The following is a 16,702-nucleotide window of genomic DNA, read 5'->3' on the forward strand; positions in this document are numbered from 1 at the left end:
GCGCGTAGAAGGCGCGGAGAAGGAAGAAGGGAACCCCCGTGGTCCAGCCGGACGGAAGTCGGATCGGAAACCCCACCGGTAACACCGCAGACCGGAGCATCGAGGCGTTCATCGCCGGGATGCCCAAGGCGGAACTGCACGTCCACCACGTCGGCTCGGCGTCGCCGCGCGTCGTCGCCGAACTGGCCGCCCGCCACCGGGGCCAGTCCAAGGTGCCGACCGACCCGGCCGCGCTCGCCGAGTACTTCACCTTCACCGACTTCGCCCACTTCATCGAGGTCTACCTGAGCGTCGTGGACCTGGTCCGCGACGCCGAGGACGTCCGCGCGCTCACCTACGGCGTGGCCGAGGACATGGCCCGCCAGAACATCCGGTACGCCGAGCTGACCATCACCCCGTACTCCTCGGTCAAGCGCGGGATCCCCGACGTCGCCTTCATGGAGGCCATCGAGGACGCCCGGCTGCGCGCCGAGAAGGAACTCGGCGTGGTGCTGCGCTGGTGCTTCGACATTCCGGGTGAGGCCGGTCTGGAGTCGGCCGAGGTGACCGCCCGCCTGGCCACCGAGCTGGCCCCCGAGGGCCTGGTCAGCTTCGGCCTGGGCGGTCCGGAGATCGGCGTGCCGCGGCCGCAGTTCAAGCCGTACTTCGACCGGGCGCGCGCGGCCGGCCTGCACTCCGTCCCGCACGCCGGCGAGACCACCGGGCCGCAGACCGTCTGGGACGCGATCCGCGAGCTCGGCGCCGAGCGCATCGGGCACGGCACCCAGGCGGTCGAGGACCCGGCGCTGCTCGACTACCTGGGCGAGCACCGCATCGCGCTGGAGGTCTGCCCGACCTCCAACATCGCCACCCGGGCGGTGGAGAGGATCGAGGACCACCCGATCAAGCGGATGGTGGACTCCGGGCTGCTGGTGACCGTCAACAGCGACGACCCGCCGATGTTCGGCACCGACCTCAACACCGAGTACGCGGTGGCGGCGCGGCTGCTGGGGCTGGACGAGACCGGGGTGGCGGCGCTGGCCCGCAACGCGGTCGAGGCCTCCTTCCTGGACCAGGCCGGCAAGGCGCGGCTGGCCGGCGAGATCGACGCCTACCTGGCGGGCTGGCAGCGCTGACCCGCTCCTGTGACCGCCCCGTCGGCTTCGGCCGACGGGGCGGTTCCGTTTCCGGCTCCCTTTCTGCAGGGGGGTGCTTCCGGGTGGCGCCACCTGCGGTTTCCTTCGTGGCGCCAAAGTGGCGCCACAAATGGCTCGACATGGCATCACGTCCGTGCCATGCTTGAGCCATGGACCTCACGCCGTACGTCGAAAACCTCCGGAACGAGCTCGCGGTGGCCGCCGCCACCGGCGGGGAAGAAGCCCGTGAGCTGGCCGACCGGCTGACGCTCCCGCTGGAGTCGGCCGTGCGGCTCACCCTGCTCAACGCACTCTCGGCCGCGATGGGCGAAGTCACCCGGGACCTCGCCCCGGGCTCGGTGGACGTGCGGCTGCGCGGGCTCGACCCGGAGTTCGTGGTGACGGTGCCGCCCGGCTCCGAGGCCTTCCACGGCGATGTGCCGCCCGTGGTGCCACCGGTGGCACCGGTGGCGCCATCCGCGGCGCCGACCGCGCCGCCGGTGGTGCCGGAGCCGGACGAGTCGGGCACCGCCCGGATCAACCTGCGCCTTCCCGCGAACCTCAAGGCCCGGGCGGAGGAGGCCGCCGGACAGGAGGGCCTCTCCCTCAACGCCTGGCTGGTCCGGGCCGTGGCCGGCGCGCTGGACGGTGGCCGGCCCGCCGCCCGTCCTGCCGCCGACCTCGGCACCCGCGCCTCGCGCAGCGTCGGCGGCCAGGGCTTCACCGGCTGGGTCCACTGACACTTCCGCGCTATCCGAACCACCGCACCACCTTCCGAACCTTCAACGTCACCCCGCTCCGACCAGCGGGAACAGCTACACGAGTCAAGAGGACGGGACAGCCATGCCTACGTACGAGACCGACGGACCGATCTCCGCCGCCCTTGAGTTCGAGATCGGCTCGGTGTGGATCCGCGCGAGCAAGCGCACCGACGCCGTGATCGAGGTCCGGCCCGCCAATGCGGCCAGGGACGCGGACGTCAAGGCCGCCGAGTTGACGCAGGTCGACTTCTCCGGCGGCAGGCTCACCCTTAAGGGCCCCAAGCAGCGCACCGTGTTCTCCAGCAAGAAGGGCTCGATCGAGGTCCTGGTCGAGCTGCCGTCCGGCTCCGAGGTGCACGCCGACTCGCCGATGGCGGACTTCGTCACCGAGGGCCCGCTCGGCGACTGCCGGCTGAAGACCTCCATGGGCCGGATCCAGGTCGACCGGGCCGACAGCGTGCGGCTCAAGACCGACATGGGGGACGTCCGGGTCGGCACGGTCGCCGGCGACGCCGAGGTGACCGGCGGCGGCCGGATCGAGGTCGGCTCCGTCGGCGGCGCGCTGACGGTCAAGAACAACAACGGCGACACCGAGATCGACGAGGTGCACGGCGAGTTGACGGCCAACTCCTCCAACGGCCGGATCCACGTCGGCCTCGCCGAGGCGGGCGTGGACGCCAAGTCGGCGAACGGCCACATCCGGCTCGGCCAGGTGGTCCGCGGCAAGGTCACCCTGCAGACCGCTGTGGGGGACGTGGAGATCGGCATCGCGGAGGGCACGGCGGCCTGGCTCGACGTGCACAGCAAGTTCGGCGGCGTCCGCAACACCCTCGGCTCGGCCGAGGGCCCCGGCGACGCCCGGGAGACCGCCGAGGTTCGCGCCAACACCCAGGTCGGCAACGTCATCATCCGGAGGGCCTGATGGCGGCGATCTCCGCGGTAGGGCTGACCAAGTCCTACGGGGACAAGGCGGTGCTCAAGGGCATCGACCTGTCCATCCGGGCCGGTAGCGTCTTCGCCCTGCTCGGGCCGAACGGCGCCGGCAAGACCACCACCGTGCAGATCCTCTCCACCCTGATCCCCGCCGACGGAGGCTCGGCCCAGGTGGCCGGGCACGATGTGGCCCAGCAGGCCGACGGGGTCCGGAAGGCGATCGGGGTGACCGGCCAGTTCTCGGCGGTCGACAACCTCCTCACCGCCGAGGAGAACCTGATGCTGATGGCAGACCTCAACCACCTCCGCCGTCGGGAGGGGCGGAGGCGGGCCGAGGAACTGCTGAGCCGCTTCGAACTCACCGAGGCCGCGCGCAAGCCCGTCGCCACCTTCTCCGGCGGCATGCGGCGCAAGCTCGACCTGGCGATGACGCTGGTCGGCGACCCAAAGGTGATCTTCCTGGACGAGCCGACCACCGGGCTGGACCCGCGCAGCCGGCGCACCATGTGGGAGATCATCCGGGGGCTGGTCGCCGGCCACGGGGTGACGATCTTCCTCACCACCCAGTACCTGGAGGAGGCCGACCAACTCGCCGATCGGATAGCCGTCCTGGACGGCGGCCGGATTGTCGCCGAGGGTACGGCCGAGGAGCTGAAGCGGATCGTCCCCGGCGGGCGGATCCGCCTCCAGTTCGCCGACGCCGCCCAACTGGGCACCGCCGCCACGCTGTTCGACTACGCCACGGCCGACGCCGACGCCCTGGTGCTGGACATCCCAGGGGACAACTCCGTCCTCACCGTGAAGGCCGTGCTGGACGCGCTCGACAACGCGTCCGTACGGGCGGAGTCGCTGGTCGTGGAGACGGCCGATCTGGACGACGTGTTCCTCACACTGACCGGGGAGGGTGCGCGATGAGCGCGACGACCTATGTGGTCAGCGACTCGCTGACCATGCTGCGGCGCAACCTCAAGCGGGCGCAGCGGTATCCGGCGATGACCTTCTCGGTCGTGGTGATGCCGGTGATGATGCTGCTGCTCTTCAACTACGCCTTCGGGGGAGCGTTGGGGGCGGGGATCGGCGGCGGGAGCTACATCGACTACGTGACGCCCGGGATCGTGCTGATGACGGCGACGGCGGGCTCGGTCGCCACAGCGGTGGGCGTGTGCGTCGACATGACGGAGGGCATCGTCAACCGCTTCCGGACCATGTCGATCTCACGGTCGGCGTTCCTGGCCGGGCACGTGGTCGGCAGCGTGATCCAGACGGTGATCGCGCTGGTGTTCGTGATCGCCGCGGCCTTCGCGATGGGGTTCCGGTCGAGCGCCGGCCCGCTGGAATGGCTCGCGGCCGCGGGGCTGCTGCTCTTCGTGACCCTGGCGCTGACCTGGATATCGGCGGGGATCGGACTGGTGTCGAAGACGCCGGAGAGCGCGAGCAACACGCCGCTGCCCCTGACGTTCCTGCCGTTCATCGGCAGCGCGATCGTCCCGCCGGACTCGATGCCGACCGTGCTGCGGTGGTTCGCCGAGTACCAGCCCTTCACCCCCATCATCGAGACTCTGCGCGGCCTGCTGATGGGCACCGAGATCGGCACCAGCGCGTGGAGCACCCTCGCCTGGTGCACCGGCCTCACGCTGGTCGGCTACCTCTGGTCGCGGAGCGTCTTCTACCGGCGGTGACGGGGGTACGGCCGGTAGCCCACCAGGCCCGGACGGCGGGGAACACCCGCTGTCCGGGCCGTCGCGGCGCGACCCTCCCGTAGTAAAGTCCGGACCAAAGATCGGCAAAGCTCGTTCGGGGGACGGATGACGGGGGTGCGTCGCAGGCGGATCGCGTGGGGGCTCAGAGGGGTGGCGCTGGCGCCGGCCCTGACGTACGTGGCGGGCTGGCACGCCTCCCGCTCGGGCGGGCTGGTGGAGGTCGAACGCTGGTTCAACCGCCCGATCCTGCTGGTCGGCGCAGCCACCGTGCTGATCGTGGTCTCGCTGATCGTCGAGCTGGACTTCCGTACCAGGTTGCCGCAGGTCGGCTGTGCGGCCGGTCTAGTGGCGCTCGTCTTCGGCGGGGTGCCGATCGTGGTCCTGTCGTACGTGTTCGGCGGCGAGGGACGCTGGGTCGAGAGGAAGATCCACCCGGACCACCCGGACCGGGTGCTGACCGTGACCGACATCGCCTTCTCGATCGACCCGATCTACCAGGTGGAGTTGGTGACCGGCAGCGGTTGGTCCGCCCGCCACTGGAACCTGGGCACCTGGGACGCCGACAGCGGTGACTTCACCAGGGTCGAGTGGTCCGGTCCGGACCAGATCACGGTGACCGGGCGGACGGAGCTCCGGGTCTTCGACGTGCGCGCGGACGGCGGTCTGAGCGAGCCCCGGGTGACGACGCGGTAGAGCTCGGCCGCCCCGGCCCGTCGGCGGCCACGGCATAGAGTGGGCGCCATGCGATGGGGGACGCAGCCGCGCTGGGCGCGGTGGGTGGCAGTGGTGTACGTGATCGGGTTCCTCGAAGGGACCGGCGCGCACGCCTACGACGTGTTCACGGGCGGCCTGCACGCCTACCACTTCTGGCCCCTGCCGAGCCAACTGCTCTTCCACGCCCTGCTGGTCCTCGACCCGCTTGCCGCCGTCTGGGTCGCCCGGGCGCGTCCGGCGGGTCCGCTCCTCGGCGCGGGCATCATGGTCGCCGACCTGCTCGCGAACTGGTGGGGGAACTGGGACGGCCTCGTCCACCACCCGCTGGACTACCTCCGGTTCGTCGGTCTGCCGGCGATGACCCTCTTCGGGCTCTTCGTCTTCGCCACGGCGGCCCCGCTCCACCGCTCGTTCGGCCAGTCCGGCCAGTCCGGCCGGTTCGGTCAGTTGGGCCGGTTCGGTCGGTTCGGTCAGGCGAGCCGGGAAGCCGGGCGGGCCCCGCGCGCCCGGTGAGCCGCCCGGGCGTGCGGAGCCCGTCGACCGTCAGCCGGAGGCCTTCTTGCAGAGCGCCTTCTCCAGGACGGCCTGGTAGAGCCGGTCGGACTTGGCGGAGTCGCTCTTGTCGTACTCGTTGTAGGACAGCGTGACCTGCCGGCCGCCGTCCCGGGTTCCGAGCACGGCGGTCGAGTAGCCGGGGACGTCGCCGGTGTGGCCCCAGACCTGGCCGCAGGAGAGGTTGTAGCGGGTCACGCCGAGCCCGTACTCGCCCCCGTTGCCGCCGGGGACCGGCACCGTGGTGGTCATCTCGGCGAGCTGCGCCGGGGCGAGCAGGCGGCCGCCGAACAGCGCCTCGTGGAAGCGGTTGAGGTCGTCGGTGGTGGAGATCCCGGCGCCGGCCGCGTCCGCGATGGTCGGGGAGAGCCGGGTGACGTCCCCCGGGCCCTCGGGGAACTTGAAGTAGCCGTGCGCGTGCGGTCCGGGGATCGCCGTGGAGGAGTCGGGCATGGACGTGTGGCGCAGTCCGAGCGGCCGGATGATCCGGTCGGCCACCTCCTCCCGCCAACTGCGGCCGGTGACCTGCTCGATGAGCATGCCGACGACGACGTAGTTGGTGTTGGAGTAGTGCCACCCCTGCCCGGGCGCGAAGTAGGGCGGCATGGCGGCGCCGATGGCCAGCAGCTGTTCCGGCGTGTACTCGATCCAGCGTCCGGTGGCGAGGAACTCCCGGTTGCCCGCCTCGGTGTTGGAGCGGACATGCGGGTCGTCGAGGTAGTTGTGCAGCCCGCTGGTGTGGTTGAGGAGTTGTCGGACGGTGATGTGGTCGCCGTTGGGTACGGTGCCGGGCAGGTAGTGCTCGATCGGGTCGTCCAGCTCGATCCGCCCTTCGCCGACCAGCTGGAGGGTGACGGTGGAGACGAAGGTCTTGGTGACGCTGGCGATCCTGAACCGCCCGTCGGCGCGCGCCGGTCGGCCGGTGTCCAGGTCGGCGGTGCCGGCCGCGCCGCGCCCGGTGACCCGGCCGTGGTCGCGGATCTGCGCGAACGCGGCCGTGCTGACGCCCTGCTCGACCATGGCGTTCAGCTCGGGCCGTAAGTCGGCCGAGCCCTGCGGCGGGACAACCGGGGTGGCGGCCGCGGCGCTGGGCGCGAGCGTGGCGACGGTGGCGGTGGCAAGTGCGGCAGCGGCGACCCGTGCGCCGATCCGCGCGCTGATTCGGTGGCGGGACGGATGAGTTGTGGTCATGCCCGTCACGCTCGCATTGGCGGCCGCCGACGGTCCTCATCCCGACGAAGGGCCCGGCTCTCCGTCTTCTGAAGGAGAGCCGGGCCCCCGTTCGGTGGAGACCGGGGTTGTCGTCAGGCCGGGTCCGTCACCAGGTGTCGATGCCCATGGTCTTGGCCGCGCTGTGGATGGCGTTGTAGTGCGCGATCGACATGTCGGACTTCTTGTCCTTCGGCGGCAGTTTCTTGTCCGCGGCCCGGAACTCGTCGCGCGCGGAGGCGAGCAGGCTGGTGCCGTAGGAGACCGGGACATCGTTCTTGCCGTGGATCGGGTGGGACTTGGCGGCGGTCTGGCTGCCGGCGTTGGCCAGGATGCTGCGGGCCTGGTTGTACGCGTCGGCCTTGACCGTCTTCGGGTTGCGGACCTGGGCCTGGACCCCGGCCACCGAGCCGGTCTGCTCGACGGCCATGGCCACGGGGGCGACGGCGGCGGTGAGGGCGCCAGCCATCACGACGGTCGCGAGGGAGTTACGGACGATCCTGTTCATGCGAAGTCCTTTCCGTAAGAATCTCAAAGGTTCGCCTCCGCATCCGACCTGGGAATGGTCGGAGTGCGAACGTCTCGGCACTACCCCTGTCCTCGGCGGCGGAAAACCGGCCTCCGCCGGGTTCATTTGGAAGCGATGGGATCAGGCCGTTTTCTGGATTTACGGAAGTCGTAACGTCAGACTGTGGCGGTGAAGCCTGACCTCTACCTCGACCTGGATGAGATCGAGCGCCGGTTCGCCGCCGTGGCCGAGGGCCGGGTGAGCCGGGACGAGGCCGACCGCTGGGCCGGCCGCTGGCTGCTGGACGACGAGTTGGAGTGGGACGACCTCTCCCTCTGGGCACTCGGGCTGCTCCACGGCATCGACCTCCCCGCCGGCCCCGAGGGCCCGTACCTGCACGACGACGAGCAGGTGCGGGAGTGGCTGGGTGAACTGCGCCGCCGTCGCGCCCGGTGAGGGTCTAGGCGTTGGACCAGGAGCGGGTGGAGAGCACCAGCAGGTAGCCGTCCGGGTCCTGGACGGTCACGCCCCAGGTGTCCCAGTACGGGTTGTGGGCCGGGACCCGCTTCCCGCCGTGTTGTTCGAGCCGCTCGACCAGCGAGTCCGGCACCGGCTCGCCGAGGTAGACGACCAGGAGGTCCTCGGCGGTCGGTCGCGGCTCGACCGGGGCGGAGGGATCGTGGACCAGCTCCAGGTGCCAGGCGGCATCGGGCCAGCCGGCCATGAGCAGCGAGTGCTCGCCGGGGGTGCCGTCCGTCTCGTGCCGGTAGAGGACGTCGAGCCCGAGCCCCGAGATCCAGAAGTCCTCCGCCGCGCGGAGGTTGCGCGAGGGGCGGGCGATGCGGATGTGAGCGGTGGCGTCAGCCGGCATGGTGCTACTTCCTGGGGAGATGGGGCGATGGGGCGTGGGCCGGTGATCGGCGATGGCTGCGAGCCTAGAGATCACGGAGCCGGGTGCCATCGGGCGCTGGTCCTAGTCCTCGGTGCCGAGCAGGCGTCCCTCGCCCAGGCCTGATGACCGTGCATCAGTTATTCGGCGGATGAACTTAAGGAGCACGAACAGGGGCCTGCGAAAATGCCATGATCCGCCGCCTGCCCTTGGTTAGCCTCGACGCCATGACCTGGCTGCCTGATGACTTCGTCCACCCCGTCCACGTCCCCCTGCTCAGCGGCGACTACCACCTGCGTCCGATCACGGAGGCCGACGCCGCCCTCGACTATCCGGCCGTGATGGGCTCCCGTGAGCGCCTGTGGGGCATCTTCGGCCCGGCCTGGGGCTGGCCCGCGGAGACGATGACCTTCGAGGCGAACCGGATCGACCTGGCGCGCCACGAGCGGGAGATCGCCGTCCACCAGTCCTTCAACTACGTCCTGCTCGACCGCGCCGAGACCGCGATCCTCGGCTGCGTGTACATCGACCCGCCGGAGCGGACCGGCGCGGACGGCGAGCTCTCGTGGTGGGTGGTGGACGAGCTGGTCGGCGGTGAGGTGGAGCAGGCGCTGGACGCCTTGGTGCCGCAGTGGATCGCCGCCGACTGGCCGTTCGAGCGGCCGCGCTACCTGGGGCGCGACATCTCCTGGCAGGACTGGAAGGCACTGCCGGCCGCCTGAGCCTCCGGCACCGACGCCTGAGAGCATCGCGGGGCGTTCTCAGGCGTCTGCGCAGGGTGTGGGTTCAGCCGACCCGCTCGACATCCGACCGGGGGACGTCGATCCTGGTCTGATCGCCGAGGATGTCCACGGTCAGCTGCACGCGGCCCCGGTCGGGATCGACCGCGACCACGGGCCTGGTGGAGTCCGTGAACGGCCCGCCGGTGAGCCGCACTTCATCACCGATCCGAAGATCCGCGTCGTGCGGCACGCCGTTGTTCCTCCCCCGGTCGCAACGCGAACGGGGTCCGGCGCCGGTGAAGGCGCCGGACCCCATCCGACAGTGGAGCGCCAGGCCCGGGTTGCACGGACTCTCCCTACTGAAAGTAGGGCGTGCTCTGGTAGCACCGCTGACGCCTGACGAGGAATCATTCTCCCTCGCGACAAGAAGAATATTAGCAGCTCAAGACCCATGTGACGAACCGCGGGTGCGGGGCCCGCCTCAGCCGCGTTCGGCCGCCCGGGGGACTCGACGTGATCGCCCAGTCGCGGCGGCGGGCGTGGCAGGAGAGGGCGAGGACGTCCAGGTTGATCGCGGCGTCGGGATCGGTGGAGCGGTCGGCGGCGGAGCCGGTCGGCCCGGCGACGACGAGCGGGGCGAGGTCCTCGCGGACGCCGGTGATCAGGGCGAAGGCGGGGGCCGAGTGCCAGCGGCCGGGGTGTCGTCTCGAACTGGGCCTCGCTGCCGGGGTGGAGGGGGAGCACCGGGGTCTCGGGGTCCTTGCGGTCGTAGCTCATCCCGAAGTTCGGGTAGTCGAGGAAGACGCGGAAGGGGCAGCGCGGGTAGCGCGCGGCGAACGCGATGGCTCCGGCGGCGGCCTCGGTGGCGTCCTTGAGGGCGGCCCTGGCCTCGGAGGTGTGGAGGTCGGGGGTGTCGAGGGAGAGAGCGCCGAGGTAGTCGAGGAACTCGTCGGAGATCAGCCGCCATTCGGTGGCGGTTATCAGGCCGGCCCGCGAGTAGGAGTGGACCTGGCCTCCGATCCGGTCGGCGAAGCCTTCGCGGGCCGCCGAGACGGTTGCTTCGTTGACCTGGTGACGCTCGATCCGCGCAGTTCTGCTCCTTGCTTCCTCGCTTGATCGCCAGCCTCTGCGCGGGGTCGGACGGCGTGTCGGGTGAGGCCGGTGGAGACCGGTGGGGGCCCGTGGAGGCCGCAGAGTTTCGAACGTTGTTTGAAAAAGGGCGTGATCGCGCTTAGTGTCGTGATCTACAGGGGAGTTGACGGTCGGTCCTGCGGTGTCGGAAGCGCGCCCGGCTCACCGCTGCCGCACCGAACCGTCGTGATCACGAGGGAGAGCACATGTCGGAAAGCCTGCGCCGCGAAGTGTCCAAGGTCGTCGACCGGGAGGTGGCCGAACTCCTGGAGCGGACGGAACGGGACGTCGCCCGCACCGTCAACCGCGCGCTGGGCGTGGTCGAGGAGGCGCCGGCCTTCGACGCCGCCCACTGGCAGGCCCGGCTCGACGAGCTGCTCGCCGCCCACCGGATCCCCGGCGCGGCCCTGGCCGTACTCGCCGACGGCGAGATCCACGAACTGGCCTCCGGCATCCTGCACACCGGCACCGGCGTCGCCGTCACCACGGACTCCGTGTTCCAGATCGGCTCGGTCAGCAAGGGCTACACGGCCGCTATGGTGGTGCTGCTCGCGGAGGCCGGAAAGCTGGACCTCGACGCGCCGGTCGTGGACGTCCTGCCCGAGTTCGCGGTAGCCGACGCCGAGGCCAGCCGCACCATCACGCCACGTCAACTGCTCAACCACACCAGCGGCATCGAGGGCGACTACGTCAACGACACCGGTCGAGGCGACGACTGCCTGGCCCGCTACATCGAGGGCGCCCGCACGGTCGGCCTCACCAACCCGCCCGGCGCCACCGTGTCGTACTCCAGCACCGCGTACAACGTCCTCGGCCGAATAGTCGAGGTGGTGACGGGTGGGACCTGGGACGAGGCGCTCAAGGAGCTGCTGGTTGGCCCGCTCGGGCTGGAGCACACCATGACCCTGCCGGAGGAGGTGCTGCGCTTCCGGGCCGCCATGGGGCACATGGGCGACCCGGGCGAGGAGCCGGTGCCCACGCCGCTGTGGAACATGCTGCCGCGCTCGGCCGGTCCGTACGGCGGGATCTGCGCGACAGCGGCCGATGTCGCCCGGTTCGCGCGGCTGTTCGTGGACGGCGGCATCGCGCCGGACGGGACGCGGGTGCTGCCGGTGGCCGTGGTCGAGGCGATGCTGAACCGCGAGGTCGAGATGCCGGACCAGTGGTTCCTCGGTGCGCACTGGGGGCTCGGCTGGGGGCTGTTCGAATGGGACGGCGTACGCGGGTTCGGCCACGACGGGAGTACGTTCGGGCAGCTGGCGTACCTGCGGGCGATGCCGGAGAAGGGCGTCGCGGTGGTGCTGCTGACGAACGGCGGGGGAGCGGCGCCCAAGGTGTTCGAGGCGCTGTGCCGTGAGCTGTCGGCGGAGTTCGCGGGGGTGGCGATGCCGGGGTTCGAGCCGCCTGCGGCGCCGCCGGTGGTGGAGGTCGGGGAGTTCCTCGGGAGGTACAAGCGCGAGGGCTTCCTGATGACGATTGCCGAGGGGGATGGCTCGCTGCGCCTCACCTATGAAGGGGCGGACGGGCTCGCGGGGACGTTCGAACCGCTGGTGTGGCAGCTGACGGCGGTGTCGCACGAGCCGGCGAAGACGGTGTTCGCTGGGCGGAGGAACGAGAAGGACGCGTGGATACCGGTGGTGTTCTACGCGCTGGCCGACGGTAGTCGGTACGTGCACTTCGGCGTGCGGGCGACGGCGAAGGCGGCGTGAAAGGAGGGCGGGCCGTTCGAAGAACGGCCCGCCCTCTTCGATTCAGATCAGACGTCGAATTCCCCGGCGCGGATGGCGGAGACGAGGTCGCGCCATTCGGTGGGGGTGAGTTGGGCGATGGCGTCGGGGAGGAGGCTGCTGCGGACGTAGACGGAGTCGGGGCCTATGGCCACCTCCGGGCAGCTTGAGCCATCGGGGCACGCTTCCGGCCGCTTCCAGTGAAGTGTTTCCATGACGCTAGATCTCTTTCTTGATGAGCCTGATGGCATCGCGAGACTGGCTCTTGGTGAGGGCTCGCTCAGTCATCTTGTCGATGATGTGACGGTAGTTCTCCATCTGCCGTTGCTCGTGAAGGAACGCGGGACCGCCCACCGCATCGAGCTGGACGGTGTCCAGGCGGGGCACTGGGCCGTTCGCATAGACGATGCCTTGCCCTGCGCCCATGAAACCATTGGTGCTGAAGGGGATCACTCGAAGATTCACGTGGGGCAACTCCGAGTACTCAAGCAGCTTGTCCATCTGTCGTTTTGCGGCATCACGGCCCCCGAACAGCATTCGCAGGGCAGCCTCATGGACCAACGCCGAGTACGGTTCACCGTCTTCCCGCATCAGGAAGGCCGAACGCTGCACTCGATGCTCTACGCGGGCTTCCAGGAGACGTGGCGAGAGCGGTGGGTAGAGATCCCCGAAGATGGATCGTCCGTACTCCTCGGTCTGCATGGCACCTGGGACATGCGAGATCTGATAGGTGTGCATTCCCCTGGAGAAGTACTCGACCTCGGCAATGTCGAGGAAGCCGACCGGTACGGAGCCTCGGTACTCCTCCCACCAACCCCTGTAGCGCTCCTCGGCCATGGCCGCGAGTGCCTCTACGAAGGCGTGATCGCTCTCCTCGTAGTCGCAAGCGAGCATGCGTACCCGCTCGGCGCTGATCGGGTACTGCCCCTTCTCGATCTGAGTGATCTTCGTTCGGGCGAACCCGAACAGCGCGGCGGCTTCGGCAGTCGTGCGGCCGGCGCTGTCGCGCATCTTCCGCAGCTCGATGCCTACTCGTTCCTGCCTGGCTGACGGGGTAGTTCGTGGTGGCATGCCCCAAGCATCCATCGCTATCCCTTGAAGGGTCCAGCAATCCATCGATCGAGTGAAGAGCTGGGGTAGAAGTACCCCAACATGTACCACCGATGCCTTACAGTCGGTGATGCACCGATCACCGATGCGGGCGTCAGTAACGCTGCCTCGCACCGCAGAGCACCCATGCCCGGACTTGCTCACGGCGACAGCCCGCTCGGCTCATCCCTTCCTTCCTTCTGGGAGACCCCTGTGCGCAACCTCAACTCCCCCTCCCTCACCATCTCCCGCGACACCCTCAACTCCGTGATGGCCTCCGCCGGCTGGCCCCCCTCCCTCATCGCCGACGCCGAGCTCGCGATGGTCGAACTCATCGTCAACGCCTGGCGCCACGGCGGGACGACCTCTCCCACCCTCGTCATCCTCTTTCGCGACAACACCCTCCGGGTCAACGTCTCCGACCGCTCGCCCGTCCTCCCCGAGCAGTTCTCGCCCTCCCTCCTCTCCGAGTCCGGCCGGGGCCTCCAGCTCGTCGCCGCCCTCACCCACCGCTGGGGCGTCGACCCCCAGAAGCTCGGCAAAACCATCTGGTTCGAGCTGGAGCTGGACGGTGTCGCGTGAGCGCCCACCACCCGATCCACCCCGCCGACCCGGCCCTGCTCCACCTCACTGCCCGCCAGGTCACCGAACTCATCGTCGAACTCCGCACCGAAGGGCGCGAGTTCGGCCTGCTCTGGCCCTCCGCGGACCCGGGTGAGATCAACCTCCAGGGCCGCCCGCTCGTCAACCTCGGCAACATCCCGGCCAGTACCCTGATCAACCTCCTCGCCCTCATCCGCGAGTACAAGCGCGAGCGGGACCGGTGCTCGGGCTCCTGACCCTCAACCTCCTGGCCGCCCTGGTCGGCGCCATCTGCGAAGCCCGAACTCGGTTGGCCACGGGCTGGCCAATGGATACAGTCGCGAGCCGCTGTATCAACGAGTCGAAGGAAACGGATGCGCCGCACCACCGCAGCATGTCTGCTCGTAACCGCCACAGCTGTACTGGCGGGCTGTGCGAGTGCTGCTCCTGCAAGCAACAAGGTGGCGGCCACGTCCGCAGCCGCTTCCAGCACCACGGAAGCTGCCGTGTCCCCCACTTCCTCCCCGGCGAACTCCGGCGCGCGCCCCAGCCCAAGCGGTAGTGGCAGTGCCGCGCAGGCCTGGGCCCTGACGTCCTCGCAGTTCAGCACCGTGAGCTCCGCGGTGATCCCCATGGTCTCGACGATCACGAGCGCGCACGGCGATGCCAAGACCGTTGGCAAGGCGTGCACCGCGATGGCGGCGAAGGTCAACGGGCTGCAGCCGGAGGCGGGCGCACCGGACGAATGGGTGCAGGTCCTCAGCGGCCTGCAGAAGGCCGCTACGCGCTGTGACGCGGTGACATCCGGCGATCCCGGCGCGTACGACCAGATGGTCGAGGACTTCTCCAGCGCGATGGACCATCTCGAACCGCTGGTCGGGTGACCGCCCGCCCTCTCCCGTGACCCGCTGCGCAGGAAGTCGGCCCGGCCGACCTCCTGCGCGTGAAGCACCTCACCGATTGGCGGCGAGGAACGCCCGGACGCCGGAATCGGCGCACCGGTCCAACTCCTCCTCGGCGTGCTGCGGACTCCCGAACGTCTCCGCCCGCTGTCGTGGCACCGGCCTCCGAGGTCCTCCGGAGGCCGATGTCACGTCAGGGAGAGGAAACGCACATGTCGGCGGCCGTAAAAAGGGGTTGTCAGGGCCGCTGGCACTGGTGATCATCGTGTGATGAGCACCATCATCAGACGCGTACGGACCGAGGAATGGGAGCGGGTCAAGGCGATCCGACTGGACGCCCTGCGGGACCCGGTCGCCGGCATCGCCTTCCTCGACACGTACGAGAATGCCGCCGCCCAGCCCGACGAGTTCTGGCAGGCCCGCACCACCGGCGCGGCCGAGGGCGACACCGTGCGGCAGATCGTCGCGGAGGCCGAGGACGGCCGCTGGCTCGGCACCATGACCGTGCTGGTCGAGCGGCCCGGCGGGGAAGGGGTTCTCGGCGGCGACGTCATCGAGGTTCCGCAGACCCACCTGGTCGGCGTCTACGTCCGCCCCGAGGCGCGCGGTACCGGCCTGGCGCACGAGCTCATCCGGGCCGCCCAGGACTGGTCGTGGTCGCTCACCGAGCCCCGCATCGAGCGGGTGCGGCTGTTCGTCCACGAGGACAACGCCCGTGCCGAGGCGATGTACGTCCGGGCCGGCTTCAAGCGCTCCGGCGTCTCGGTGCCGCTGCCGGGCGACTCGACGCACCGGGAGATCGAACTGGCGGTCCTGCGGGGCTGACCACCGGCGGCGCCGGGCCTCCGGGGAATCGGGAGCCCGGCACACCTGGGGAGGACGGCGACTCCATGGTCCCGCCGCCGATCCGGACCTCGCCCGGCACCACGTCACAACCGCTCGCCGCGATGCTGCAGCGGATCAGGCCGACCGGCGAGGACGGCGTCAAGCGCTGCCATCACGTCTACACGTCCGGGTTCGAGGGCACCCCGTTCGCCCCGTTCCACGAGCGGCTCGGCCTGGACCCGTCCTGGCGGGTGCGCACCCTCCCGCACGGCCACGACATCGTGGCCGAAGCGCCCGACGACCTCCTGCGCATCCTGCTGGAGGCCGCCGGGTAGCGCCGGCCGCGTGCTCAGCTGCCGTCCGTGCCCAGCAGCAGGCTGCCCAGCGCCGTGCGTCGGTGCAGCACCGCCTTCCCGGCGCGGGAGGTGGTGATCAGCCCGGCGCCGCGCAGGGCCGCCGTGTGCGCCGACGCTGTCGCGGCGCTGACGCGCAGCCGCCGGGCCAGCTCGGTGGTGGTGTGCTCGTCGGCCAGCAGGTGCAGCAACTCCGCGCGGGTGCCGCCGATCACCTTCGCCAGGGCCGCAGGGCCGGCCGTGCCGTCGGGCAGCGGCGGGAAGCCGGACCCGGCCGGGTAGGTGACCGTGACCGGGCGGCCCGGCAGGTCGGACAGCAGTGGTTCGCCGAACCAGTGGAAGCTGGGCAGGAGCAGCAGCCCGCGGCCGCCGACCCGGATCTCCCGTGCGCGGCCCGGCAGTTCCCACGCCCCGCCGTCCGCCAGTCGGCCGCCCGGCAGCAGCCCCGCGAGCAGCGCACCCACCCCGCCCTCGGCCAGCTGCACGGCCCGGCGCACGAACTCCGCGTGGTGCAGGTCCTGCACCTGCGCCCAGACCGGGCCGAGCAGCGCCCCGAACGTCGCCTGCTGCGCCTGCCGGACCAGTCGCCACGCCTCGGGCTCGCCCCGGTGCAGGCCCCGGAGCCACGCCGGGGCGGGCGCTCGTACGGGCGCGTAGCCGCGCTCCAGCTCGGCACCCACGAACTCGACCGGCCACGAGGCGACTTGGTCCATCGCATCCGGCAGCGTGTCCGCCGTCGTGTCCAGGAAGCCCGGCGCACGCCCGGCCGGCACGAGGTCCGCGAGCGGGCGGGCCGCGTCCGGCAGCGCCCGCAGCGCCCGGCGCCGCCAGGGCATGTGCAGCAGGTTGCCGTCCGGGACGCCCATCGTCGCCAGCGCCGCGTGCAGTTCCTGGAGCGGGGCGGGCCGGGGCGCGAGGCGGACCCGGCCGAAGTCGTCCGGCGCGAGGTGGATCCGGATCACTACGCCCCCTGCCCGGCGCTCAACGCGC

22 protein-coding genes are annotated in these 16,702 nt (G+C 70.5%); 15 read left to right on the top strand and 7 right to left on the bottom strand.

Annotated elements, in window-relative coordinates; all coding sequences use genetic code 11:
• Positions 1-38 precede the first annotated feature (38 nt).
• The 7 genes from ACZ3UD_RS17695 (at position 39) to ACZ3UD_RS17725 (ending at position 5,736) form a co-directional block, all read left to right on the top strand.
• On the top strand, positions 39-1,115 hold the full coding sequence (locus ACZ3UD_RS17695; protein ID WP_465587789.1) for an adenosine deaminase: 1,077 nt from the start codon (positions 39-41) through the stop codon (positions 1,113-1,115).
• A 170-nt stretch (positions 1,116-1,285) separates the two neighbouring features.
• Complete coding sequence (locus ACZ3UD_RS17700) at positions 1,286-1,855, top strand: toxin-antitoxin system HicB family antitoxin (RefSeq protein WP_465587792.1); 570 nt, start codon at positions 1,286-1,288, stop codon at positions 1,853-1,855.
• A 103-nt stretch (positions 1,856-1,958) separates the two neighbouring features.
• A complete protein-coding gene (locus ACZ3UD_RS17705; protein WP_465587795.1) occupies positions 1,959-2,798 on the top strand; it encodes a DUF4097 family beta strand repeat-containing protein in 840 nt (279 codons plus the stop codon).
• On the top strand, positions 2,798-3,724 hold the full coding sequence (locus ACZ3UD_RS17710) for an ATP-binding cassette domain-containing protein (protein ID WP_465587797.1): 927 nt from the start codon (positions 2,798-2,800) through the stop codon (positions 3,722-3,724). Before ACZ3UD_RS17705 ends, ACZ3UD_RS17710 begins: the two co-directional genes overlap by 1 nt.
• On the top strand, positions 3,721-4,488 hold the full coding sequence (locus tag ACZ3UD_RS17715) for an ABC transporter permease (RefSeq protein ID WP_465587800.1): 768 nt from the start codon (positions 3,721-3,723) through the stop codon (positions 4,486-4,488). Before ACZ3UD_RS17710 ends, ACZ3UD_RS17715 begins: the two co-directional genes overlap by 4 nt.
• A 171-nt stretch (positions 4,489-4,659) precedes the next feature.
• Positions 4,660-5,202, top strand: a complete 543-nt coding sequence (locus ACZ3UD_RS17720) for a hypothetical protein (RefSeq protein WP_465587803.1) — start codon at positions 4,660-4,662, stop codon at positions 5,200-5,202.
• A 48-nt stretch (positions 5,203-5,250) separates the two neighbouring features.
• Positions 5,251-5,736, top strand: a complete 486-nt coding sequence (locus ACZ3UD_RS17725) for a hypothetical protein (RefSeq protein WP_465587806.1) — start codon at positions 5,251-5,253, stop codon at positions 5,734-5,736.
• Positions 5,737-5,766: 30 nt separating this feature from the next.
• Here ACZ3UD_RS17725 and ACZ3UD_RS17730 read toward each other — a convergent pair whose 3' ends face one another.
• The gene (locus ACZ3UD_RS17730; protein WP_465587809.1) at positions 5,767-6,966 is read right to left on the bottom strand and encodes a serine hydrolase domain-containing protein; all 1,200 of its coding nucleotides are present in this window, start codon (positions 6,964-6,966) and stop codon (positions 5,767-5,769) included.
• A gap of 127 nt (positions 6,967-7,093) precedes the next feature.
• Complete coding sequence (locus ACZ3UD_RS17735; protein ID WP_465587812.1) at positions 7,094-7,492, bottom strand: hypothetical protein; 399 nt, start codon at positions 7,490-7,492, stop codon at positions 7,094-7,096.
• A gap of 183 nt (positions 7,493-7,675) precedes the next feature.
• Between ACZ3UD_RS17735 and ACZ3UD_RS17740 the strand changes: the two genes are divergently transcribed.
• The gene (locus ACZ3UD_RS17740; RefSeq protein WP_465587815.1) at positions 7,676-7,948 is read left to right on the top strand and encodes a hypothetical protein; all 273 of its coding nucleotides are present in this window, start codon (positions 7,676-7,678) and stop codon (positions 7,946-7,948) included.
• Positions 7,949-7,952: 4 nt separating this feature from the next.
• Here ACZ3UD_RS17740 and ACZ3UD_RS17745 read toward each other — a convergent pair whose 3' ends face one another.
• Positions 7,953-8,363 carry a VOC family protein gene (locus ACZ3UD_RS17745; protein WP_465587818.1) on the bottom strand — a complete coding sequence of 137 codons (411 nt, stop codon included), beginning with the start codon at positions 8,361-8,363 and terminating at the stop codon, positions 7,953-7,955.
• A 245-nt stretch (positions 8,364-8,608) separates the two neighbouring features.
• On the opposite strand from ACZ3UD_RS17745, the gene ACZ3UD_RS17750 reads away from it, so the two are divergent.
• Entirely contained in the window at positions 8,609-9,103 is a 495-nt protein-coding gene (locus tag ACZ3UD_RS17750; protein WP_465587821.1) for a GNAT family N-acetyltransferase, read from the top strand.
• A gap of 64 nt (positions 9,104-9,167) precedes the next feature.
• Here the strand turns inward: ACZ3UD_RS17750 and ACZ3UD_RS17755 are convergent, their stop codons facing one another.
• Positions 9,168-9,353, bottom strand: a complete 186-nt coding sequence (locus ACZ3UD_RS17755; RefSeq protein ID WP_465587824.1) for a hypothetical protein — start codon at positions 9,351-9,353, stop codon at positions 9,168-9,170.
• A 1,087-nt stretch (positions 9,354-10,440) separates the two neighbouring features.
• On the opposite strand from ACZ3UD_RS17755, the gene ACZ3UD_RS17760 reads away from it, so the two are divergent.
• Positions 10,441-11,943: a serine hydrolase domain-containing protein gene (locus ACZ3UD_RS17760; protein ID WP_465587827.1), complete on the top strand. Its 1,503-nt coding sequence runs from the start codon at positions 10,441-10,443 to the stop codon at positions 11,941-11,943.
• A 47-nt stretch (positions 11,944-11,990) separates the two neighbouring features.
• Here the strand turns inward: ACZ3UD_RS17760 and ACZ3UD_RS17765 are convergent, their stop codons facing one another.
• Both ACZ3UD_RS17765 and ACZ3UD_RS17770 read right to left on the bottom strand, forming a co-directional pair.
• A complete protein-coding gene (locus ACZ3UD_RS17765; protein WP_465587830.1) occupies positions 11,991-12,212 on the bottom strand; it encodes a DUF397 domain-containing protein in 222 nt (73 codons plus the stop codon).
• Positions 12,181-13,047, bottom strand: coding sequence for a helix-turn-helix domain-containing protein (locus ACZ3UD_RS17770; RefSeq protein ID WP_465588082.1), 867 nt, complete (start codon positions 13,045-13,047; stop codon positions 12,181-12,183). Before ACZ3UD_RS17770 ends, ACZ3UD_RS17765 begins: the two co-directional genes overlap by 32 nt.
• 216 nt (positions 13,048-13,263) lie before the next feature.
• Here ACZ3UD_RS17770 and ACZ3UD_RS17775 point away from each other — a divergent pair, with 216 nt between their 5' ends.
• From ACZ3UD_RS17775 to ACZ3UD_RS17795, 5 genes are all read left to right on the top strand, one after another.
• Positions 13,264-13,632, top strand: coding sequence for an ATP-binding protein (locus ACZ3UD_RS17775; protein ID WP_465587833.1), 369 nt, complete (start codon positions 13,264-13,266; stop codon positions 13,630-13,632).
• Positions 13,629-13,889 carry a hypothetical protein gene (locus ACZ3UD_RS17780; protein WP_465587836.1) on the top strand — a complete coding sequence of 87 codons (261 nt, stop codon included), beginning with the start codon at positions 13,629-13,631 and terminating at the stop codon, positions 13,887-13,889. The genes ACZ3UD_RS17775 and ACZ3UD_RS17780 overlap by 4 nt, the downstream gene beginning before the upstream one ends.
• 375 nt (positions 13,890-14,264) lie before the next feature.
• On the top strand, positions 14,265-14,516 hold the full coding sequence (locus tag ACZ3UD_RS17785; RefSeq protein WP_465587839.1) for a hypothetical protein: 252 nt from the start codon (positions 14,265-14,267) through the stop codon (positions 14,514-14,516).
• A 288-nt stretch (positions 14,517-14,804) separates the two neighbouring features.
• Positions 14,805-15,359, top strand: coding sequence for a GNAT family N-acetyltransferase (locus tag ACZ3UD_RS17790; protein WP_465587842.1), 555 nt, complete (start codon positions 14,805-14,807; stop codon positions 15,357-15,359).
• A 65-nt stretch (positions 15,360-15,424) separates the two neighbouring features.
• Positions 15,425-15,694, top strand: coding sequence for a hypothetical protein (locus ACZ3UD_RS17795; RefSeq protein ID WP_465587845.1), 270 nt, complete (start codon positions 15,425-15,427; stop codon positions 15,692-15,694).
• Positions 15,695-15,708: 14 nt separating this feature from the next.
• Here the strand turns inward: ACZ3UD_RS17795 and ACZ3UD_RS17800 are convergent, their stop codons facing one another.
• On the bottom strand, positions 15,709-16,674 hold the full coding sequence (locus tag ACZ3UD_RS17800) for a helix-turn-helix domain-containing protein (protein ID WP_465587848.1): 966 nt from the start codon (positions 16,672-16,674) through the stop codon (positions 15,709-15,711).
• Positions 16,675-16,702: the final 28 nt, after the last annotated feature.

The sequence above is a fragment of the Kitasatospora sp. NPDC023118 genome (assembly GCF_055560875.1).